Source organism: Anaeromicrobium sp., assembly GCF_025210435.1.
GTDB lineage: Bacteria > Bacillota > Clostridia > Peptostreptococcales > Thermotaleaceae > Anaeromicrobium.
Map to the genome: position 1 here is coordinate 1 of NZ_JAOART010000052.1, position 8,176 is coordinate 8,176.

The 8,176-nt window shown below is 30.6% G+C and carries 8 protein-coding genes and 1 rRNA gene; 1 reads left to right on the top strand and 8 read right to left on the bottom strand.

Features of this window, described 5'->3' with window-relative positions:
• From N4A57_RS06355 to N4A57_RS06365, 3 genes are all read right to left on the bottom strand, one after another.
• Nucleotides 1-79 (bottom strand): 16S ribosomal RNA (locus N4A57_RS06355); the annotation flags it as partial.
• A 373-nt stretch (nucleotides 80-452) separates the two neighbouring features.
• Nucleotides 453-629: a hypothetical protein gene (locus tag N4A57_RS06360; RefSeq protein ID WP_293656938.1), complete on the bottom strand. Its 177-nt coding sequence runs from the start codon at nucleotides 627-629 to the stop codon at nucleotides 453-455.
• 85 nt (nucleotides 630-714) lie between these two features.
• Nucleotides 715-888 carry a hypothetical protein gene (locus N4A57_RS06365; protein ID WP_293656939.1) on the bottom strand — a complete coding sequence of 58 codons (174 nt, stop codon included), beginning with the start codon at nucleotides 886-888 and terminating at the stop codon, nucleotides 715-717.
• A 413-nt stretch (nucleotides 889-1,301) separates the two neighbouring features.
• On the opposite strand from N4A57_RS06365, the gene N4A57_RS06370 reads away from it, so the two are divergent.
• Nucleotides 1,302-1,820 (top strand): cob(I)yrinic acid a,c-diamide adenosyltransferase, encoded by a 519-nt coding sequence (locus tag N4A57_RS06370; protein ID WP_293656941.1) that lies wholly within the window; start codon nucleotides 1,302-1,304, stop codon nucleotides 1,818-1,820.
• Between the two features lie 13 nt (nucleotides 1,821-1,833).
• On the opposite strand, the gene N4A57_RS06375 is transcribed toward N4A57_RS06370, so the two are convergent.
• The 5 genes from N4A57_RS06375 to N4A57_RS06395 all read right to left on the bottom strand — a co-directional run bounded on the left by N4A57_RS06375 (nucleotide 1,834) and on the right by N4A57_RS06395 (nucleotide 7,733).
• The gene (locus N4A57_RS06375; protein ID WP_293656942.1) at nucleotides 1,834-2,742 is read right to left on the bottom strand and encodes a hypothetical protein; all 909 of its coding nucleotides are present in this window, start codon (nucleotides 2,740-2,742) and stop codon (nucleotides 1,834-1,836) included.
• Between the two features lie 108 nt (nucleotides 2,743-2,850).
• Nucleotides 2,851-3,534, bottom strand: coding sequence for an anaerobic ribonucleoside-triphosphate reductase activating protein (locus N4A57_RS06380; RefSeq protein WP_293656943.1), 684 nt, complete (start codon nucleotides 3,532-3,534; stop codon nucleotides 2,851-2,853).
• Nucleotide 3,535: 1 nt separating this feature from the next.
• Nucleotides 3,536-5,653 (bottom strand): ribonucleoside triphosphate reductase, encoded by a 2,118-nt coding sequence (locus tag N4A57_RS06385; protein WP_293656944.1) that lies wholly within the window; start codon nucleotides 5,651-5,653, stop codon nucleotides 3,536-3,538.
• A gap of 263 nt (nucleotides 5,654-5,916) precedes the next feature.
• A complete protein-coding gene (locus N4A57_RS06390) occupies nucleotides 5,917-6,762 on the bottom strand; it encodes an FAD binding domain-containing protein (protein WP_293656946.1) in 846 nt (281 codons plus the stop codon).
• 194 nt (nucleotides 6,763-6,956) lie between these two features.
• Complete coding sequence (locus N4A57_RS06395; RefSeq protein WP_293656947.1) at nucleotides 6,957-7,733, bottom strand: molybdenum hydroxylase; 777 nt, start codon at nucleotides 7,731-7,733, stop codon at nucleotides 6,957-6,959.
• Nucleotides 7,734-8,176: the final 443 nt, after the last annotated feature.

Sequence of the window (8,176 nt, forward strand, 5' to 3'; positions counted from 1 at the left end):
AAAGAGCTTCACGCTCGACTTGCATGTGTTAGGCACGCCGCCAGCGTTCATCCTGAGCCAGGATCAAACTCTCAAATAAAAGTTTTTGTCACCATTGTGACTGCTCTATTACAAAATTAACGTTACCTTTTTAAAAAGGTTGTATTTAAAATTCGTACACCACTCTCGTGGTTACTCATATCGTAATCAAATCAATTCCTATCCAGTCATTTATTTAATTACTTAAGCTGGCTTAAATTCTTATACTGTTTAGTTTTCAAAGTTCAATTTGTTTCATCGCTTTATTGCGACGACTATTAAATCTTATCATTTTTGTTTCAAACTGTCAAGAACTTTTTTTATTTTGTTCTTGCTGTCTTTTAACAGTTTAACATTTCACCACTTCACTGTCAAGGACATGTTCTCGAAGGAACATATACTAATTTAACACAGAACTAACCCTTTGTCAATTTCTATTTTGTGGGTTCAAATGGATCTTCCTCATAATCAAACTCTAACTTCTTCATGGTAGCCTTATTGGTAAAGGACTTGTAAGCACCTTTTATCTTCCTATGATTTACCAATCTATCATAATCATCCTCTTCATAATCAAAATTACTTCTATAAATACTCTTTATTTTCTTCTTCATTCTCTAACTCCTATTTTATTAAACAAAATTTTTATAAGAATAATTACACTCTAAAAAACTATGCCTTTGATAATTATTCTTTCCTTTACTTACTAAATATTTTATTCCAAAATGATTTTTTCTTTTTTTCTGCTCTCATAGTAGCTATATAATTCATCAATTTTTCATTTTCTAATTTAATCAATCCACCTTCATATTCAGTAAATTCACCCTGAATATTTTCTTTATCATATAACATTTTATCACATCTCTCATCCATTGTATCTTTCTCCTTTAATTATATATGCCTCCATCCCTTTTAATCCTCTGCCATTACTCTTTCCATATAATGAATCTATCAACTGTAGTATTTAACTTGTTTAATATCTTTTATTTTAGGGTATGTAGATGATAGATATTTTAGGAATACTAGTAATTCTGTTGCTTTCCCAATAAAACCTATTCTATTTGTCGTTGTAAATTTCAACATTTCCCCACCTCTTTTTTACATTTTCTACCTTTTATTACATTATATCACAATATTCTTAACAATTTCTCAACAATCCTGGTCCCTACTATTTGTGACTAACAAATATATCCGTGTACATCAACCCACCTACTAAGGTAAATTTTCTAGTAACCTTTTATGTTTTCAGTATATAATTATATATATGAACAAAAGGATGTGATTTAATGTCAAAGGGTTGTATCCATGTGTATACAGGAAACGGAAAAGGAAAAACAACCGCAGCATTAGGTATTATTATGAGGGCCTACGGTGCAGGAAAAAAAGTTTTTTTGGGGCAATTCATAAAATCTATGGAATATAGCGAAATTAAAACATTAAAATTATTAGAGTCTCATATTAAGGTAAAATTATTTGGAAATGGATGCTTTTTAATAAGGGAACCTAATGAAGATGATATAAAATCTGCATATGAAGGAATAGATTATATTTTAAATATATACAAGGAAAACAAATACGATATTATTATATTAGATGAAATAAATATAGCCATATACTTAAAATTACTAAAGGAAAAAGATGTCCTTAAACTGATAGATGAGAAACCAGACAATATAGAATTAATATTAACAGGTAGATATGCACCTGATAGTATTATAAAAAAGGCTGACTTAGTTACAGAAATGAAGGAAATAAAACATTATTACACACAAGGGATTCCTAATAGGGAAGGTATAGATAAATAAAAGGGCTAGATGATTATCTGCCCTTCTTCCTTTTAATATATATGAATATTTTTCCTATTAAAAATAACATTATTATAGTTAATACCATTTCTTTAAATCCCAAATAACCTTTAGTATCCTTTAAACTTACCACTTGAAATGTAAAATTTTCCTTTGGTAATCTTTTAAAGTTACCTATGTATATATTCTTTTCCTTTTCTAAGGCTAATGAACTATTAAAAATTTCCGTTCCCTTGGGAGCTATTATCTTTATATTCAAGTCTTTAAAACTTTTCCAATAGGATGCAGGTTCTAAAAAGTAATAATAATCAAATCTATTATAAATATAGCTACTTTTAGAATCAACTCTACTACTTCCACTTTTTTGTACGTAGCTTATATTTAAAGTATTTTCTTCTTTAGGTTCCATTCTAACCTTAAATAAAATTACATAAATGACATTTTCGCATAAATCCCCATAAGTTTCTTCTGTATTATTTACTTCTCCTATTATGTGTGAAAAGGATAAATTTTTATTAATATTATCCTTATATATGGCCTTTCCCTTTAACCCTTCTTCATGATCAAATCTTAAATCCTTAAGCACTTTAATTTCACTATCTATGGCTGCACCATTATAGATTATTTTTACAGATTGATTTTTCAAATTAATCCCTTTACTCACAAAAGGAAAGCACATATTTATTTCTTCTCCTTTATCAGAATTATTTTTCATCCTATAATTCACGTTCACATGAGCCATATCTAGATCCTTCTTATCTATATTGAATTCTATTTCCTCATTTAACACTTCCACATTATTATTTTCATATGGAACAGGATTAAGAACTGGAGCTCCATCATAAGTCCAAGGACCTGCATTAGCATAAGAAATATTAGTCATAAGTATTATAACTAATAAGCATAAGATTAACTTTCTCATTTTTAACCTCTCCTAAAAACTAAACTATTCTACTCCCTAAATTTTATCACTTTCTCCATATATATTAAAGGGGTATGATTTATAATCATACCCCTTTAATATACCTAACTATCTTATTTTTATTTCATTAAAATAATCCTTTATTTCTTCTTTTATACATTCTAATTCTTCCTTATTATATGAAGTAAATTTATTTTTACCTTCTAAGACCGTGTCCCTATCCCTAAAGTTTTGTATTATATACCTATTACTCCCCTTCAACTCATTAGCAATTTCTAATATATCTTCCCTACTTACTAATTCTTTACATACTGTAGTTCTAAATTCATAGTCCATATTAGAAGTTGTTAATAAGTTTATGCTTTCCTTTATCTTATCCACATTAACTACCACATTAGTCACACTATGGTATTTTTTCATGGGTGCTTTAACATCCATGGCTATATAATCAACTATATTTTCATCTATTAATTTTCTTAGGATACTTGGATTTGTTCCATTAGTATCTAGTTTGACTAATAATCCTTCTTTTTTTATATAAACTATAAAGTCATATAATTCTTCATATAAAGTAGGTTCTCCACCAGATATGCATACTCCATCTATGTACTTTTTTCTCTTTTTTAAAAACTCAAATATATGACTTTGTAAAATAGGTACTCCCTTATTTTCAACCAAATCCTTATTATGGCAATAGCCACATTTTAAATTACATCCACCTACAAAATACATGGTGCATATCTTTCCTGGATAATCAATAAATGAAGTTTTTTCATGACCTAATATGTTCATCTTATACGACCCTTATAACCTTTTTATCTTCTAAGCTCTTTTTACAAGAGTACTCTACCCTATCCTTATATTCTTCTTTCTTTCCCTTATTCCACGCCTGAACTGGTCTGTGAAAACCTACTACCCTAGTCCAAACTTCCGCCTCTTCGTTGCATATAGGGCAGTTATAGTGTTCTCCTGATATATATCCATGTTCATCACATATAGAAAATGTTGGCGTAATAGTAATATACGGAATAGAACTATTTTTCATTATTCTCTTTATTAAAGTCTTACAAACTTCTATATTTTCTATCTCCTCACCTATGAATCCATGAAAAACCGTTCCTCCCGTATATAGGGTTTGCAATTTTTCTTGTAGCTCTATGGCTTCAAATATGTCATTAGTATGACCTACTGGTAATTGAGTAGAGTTAGTATAATAGGGTTCCTTTTCTCCTTGAGTAAATATGTTTGGATACATTTTTTTGTCAATTCGTGCAAACCTATAAGTGGCTCCTTCTGCTGGAGATGCTTCTAGGTTCCAAAGGCTACCCGTTTCCTCTTGGAATATTTGTATAACCTTATTCATAAATTCCATAACTTCCACTGCAAATTCATTACCTTCTTCTGTAGTAATATCTACTCCTAATAAGTTGACACAGGCTTCATTCATACCGTTTAATCCAATAGTAGAGAAGTGATTTTTAAAATATTCCCCTGTAGATGATTTAACTCCTTGTAAATAAAATCTCGAATAGGGATAAAGTCCTGATTCCATGTATTCTTCTAGGGCTTTTCTCTTCTCCTCACATATAATTTTAGCCTTTTCCATTAGGACTCTTACCTGCTTTTTAAATTCTTCTATAGTCTTAGAAGTATATCCTATTCTAGCCATATTTAATGTTACTACATTTATAGATCCAGTTAGGGGATTTGCTCCAAATAATCCCCCACCCCTTTTTCTAAGTTCTCTGTTATCAATACGTAATCGGCAGCACATACTTCTTATATCTTCTGGAGACATATCAGAGTTTAAAAAATTTGCAAAATAAGGCGTACCAAATTTCCTTGTCATCTCCATAATAGAGTTAACCGCTTCTGAATCCCATGGAAAATCATCTGTTATATTTACAGTAGGAATAGGGAAACTAAAGGCCCTTCCTGCTCCATCACCTTCCATCATCACTTCACAAAAGGCCCTGTTAAACATATCCATTTCCCTTTGAAACTCTTTATATGTTTTCTCCATTTTTACTCCACCTATTATTACTCCTTGATTTTTAACTAATGGATGGGGAGTAATATCTAGGGTTATATTTGTAAAGGGAGTTTGAAATCCAACTCTTGTGGGTACATTTAAGTTAAATACAAATCTTTGAATGGCACCTTTCACCTGTTCATAATCTAAATTATCGTAATATATAAATGGTGCAAAATATGTATCTATACTAGATACGGCCTGTGCTCCCGCCGATTCTCCTTGAAGGGTATATAATAAATTTACTAATTGTCCTAAAGCAGATTCAAAATGTTTAGGGGGTTTTGATTCTATTTTTCCCTTAGCTCCTTTAAATCCCTTTCTTAAGAATCCTTCTAGGTCCCACCCGCAGCAATAGGGAGCTAGTAAGCCTAGATCATGTATATGTAGATCCCCCTTTATATGGGCATCCCTCAGCTCTTTTTTATATATTTTATTTAGCCAATATTTTTTAGTAATACTCTCTACTATATGATTATTAAGACCTTGAAGTGAAAAGCCCATATTGGCATTTTCATTTACTCTCCAATCCTGAAGATTCACATACTCTTCTACCATTTTTTCAGCGTCCATAAATAAATTTCTTACTTCTCTTATTTCTTCATGCTTTTTTCTATACAAAATAAATGCCTTTGCTGTTTTAGCATGGCCTTCTTCGATTAATACCTTTTCAACTATATCTTGTATATCCTCCACAGTGGGGATACTAGCTCCGTGACTTTCATTTATTATGTCAATTACTATATTAGCTAATTTTTTTGCTGCCATTTCATCCTTTCCATCCACTGATTTAGCAGCAGAAAATATGGCTTCTTTTATCTTGATGGGGTCAAAATCCACAATCTCCCCATTTCTCTTTTGGACCTTCGTTATTGACACAATACCCCTCCTATAGTGTTCTTTTCTTTTTTCACATACCACATATAGTATATTATGCATTATCTTTTAAATATATGACAAGCATCCTATTCATAATTTAATTTCATCTATTGTATAGTTATTTTGTTTTTCGTATTATTCCTTTCCCTTTCTCCTATTTAATTTTTTTTGGCATGAAAAAACATGATTTAGAACTACTTTCCTATTTTTCTTAAATATTATATTTTCATATGTAAAAAATTGAACAAACTAAAAAAACCCGATTAATCAGGTTTTTTTGAAAATGCTAAAAAGACGTATTTAATTAAATCCTTTATTTGTTTTATGTCTTCCTTTTTCAGTAAGTTAAAGGAATCCTTTTCTAACAGTTTCTTTTCTGCAATCTTAGCTACCTTATATATATCATATTCTGTTACTTCTCTTCCATTTAAAAATTCTTCCACTTCCCTTATTCTAATAGGAGTAGTACCTGGCATATAAAAGGCTATTCTATATTCATCATTAATTTTCCCTATGGATAAATTAGCTATGGATAATTGATTCTTATTTTTATATATTTTTATGAATCCACCATCTATATACCCATTGTAAGGTATTTTAATACCCCTTACTATTTCGCCTCTTTTTAATGATGTGGTTCCAGTCCATGTAAGAAAATCATCTATTGGTATCTGCCTTTCTCCCCTTGAATAACTATATATCATAACTTCCGTATCTAATATAATTAAAGTTGTAAGGGTGTCTCCCAAATAGGACCCATTGCAAATATTTCCTATTACTGTTCCCCTTTTCCTTATTCTCTCTGTTCCTATGGATTCCATACTATCTATTAATATTCTGTACTTTTCTTTTACTATACTACTATTTATCAAATCCTTTAGGGTGACACAGGCTCCTATGTATAATCCATCATCTTCACAAAAATCAATTTCATGAAGAGTCTCTATTCCTTTTATATCTACTAATATATCTGCTTTAACCGTTTCATCTTTTATTCTTTCTATTAAATCAGTTCCCCCATTCAATATATGGGTGTATATGCCATTTTTGATTAACATTTCACTAGCTATCTCTAAGTTGTCAGGTCTATAGTATTGAAAACCGATCATAGTAAACCCCCATATTATTCATCATGGAAGTATGATCATATCTATAAAATACTACTTTCCTATAAAACTAATAAGAAATTTCACATATTAAAATAGAATAGCCACTCTCCATGAAGTTATTTAATAATTACCCTTAGTTAATTATACGCTCATGTACCCTTGTATTATTTCCATATCTTTCAAATATTATGTTTTTAAATTTCATATTTATTAAGAAACACACATACACACTGAAATACACTAGTTCCTATAACTCTTCCATGGCTACTTATATTTATACATTTCTTAATATGATCATGGGGATCTATATAGGCTATTTCCATATCCTTCTCTACTTTAAAATTATTTCTTATCATGCCACTTATAATCCCATCCCTATGAGCTACTATTTCATCTTCTCCTACATATGCAATTATATCTCCCTTTTTAACAGAATTACCTATATCCTTTAAAACCTTTATTCTCCCATTATTATTTGCTTTAATTTCATACTCACAATTCATATATTCTATTTTCTCTAGTGTCCCTTCATATGAGATCCTTCCTAACTCACTGCCCCTATTAGGATTTATTATGGCGTGCACATCTTCTCCTGCCATGAATCCAGATCCAATTCCAATAACTAATTTTCCCATTATTTTATTTGTCCCAAAGTTTTTATTGGCAAGTATAGAATCTATTACTATGGTTATATCTTCATGATACAATTCTCTTCCTATCTCATCTATTAAAACTGACACATGATCTTTGCTTCTTTCTATGGCTTTCTCTATGTTATCTGTCAAAGTGGCCAAAACCCCTTCTACTCTTACTTCCTTTTCATATACGGCCTCTGCAAAGGATACCTTCCTTTTAGTAGTAGTGGGTTTTTTCTTTTCAAATATTATAACTCTAAATCCACTTTTATATAAATGACACCCTATAGCAGTAGCTATAGGGCCTCCCCCTCTTATACCAACTATACGATTCATACACGCCCCCCATTCTAAACTTCCTTCTCTCCTAGCCTATATGATACATAAGGAATTAACATATTATAAAATATAAGTACTTTGAATATTGAAAGTATTTCTACTTTATATGCCCTATTCATTTTTTCCCTCTCTGTTCATAGTTCTACAACGGTTTCTGATTTCCCTTTTATAGTAATTCCACCTTTGTTTAAATACTCCATTATGGCCTTCTTCCCTTTTTCATATGCCTAACATAATTAAAACCCCCAATTCATGCGAACTAGGAGTTTATTAATATAATTTATTAATATAATTTATTAGTGAACTACTCTCCACTTACCTAACGGTTGAAGTGGGAGCTTCTTGGTCAATAGCACCAACGTGCCAAGTTTACCCAAGCTAACAAGGTCGCACCGACCTCACATAAGTACCAAAATTATATAGCTAATTTCAGTAGATTT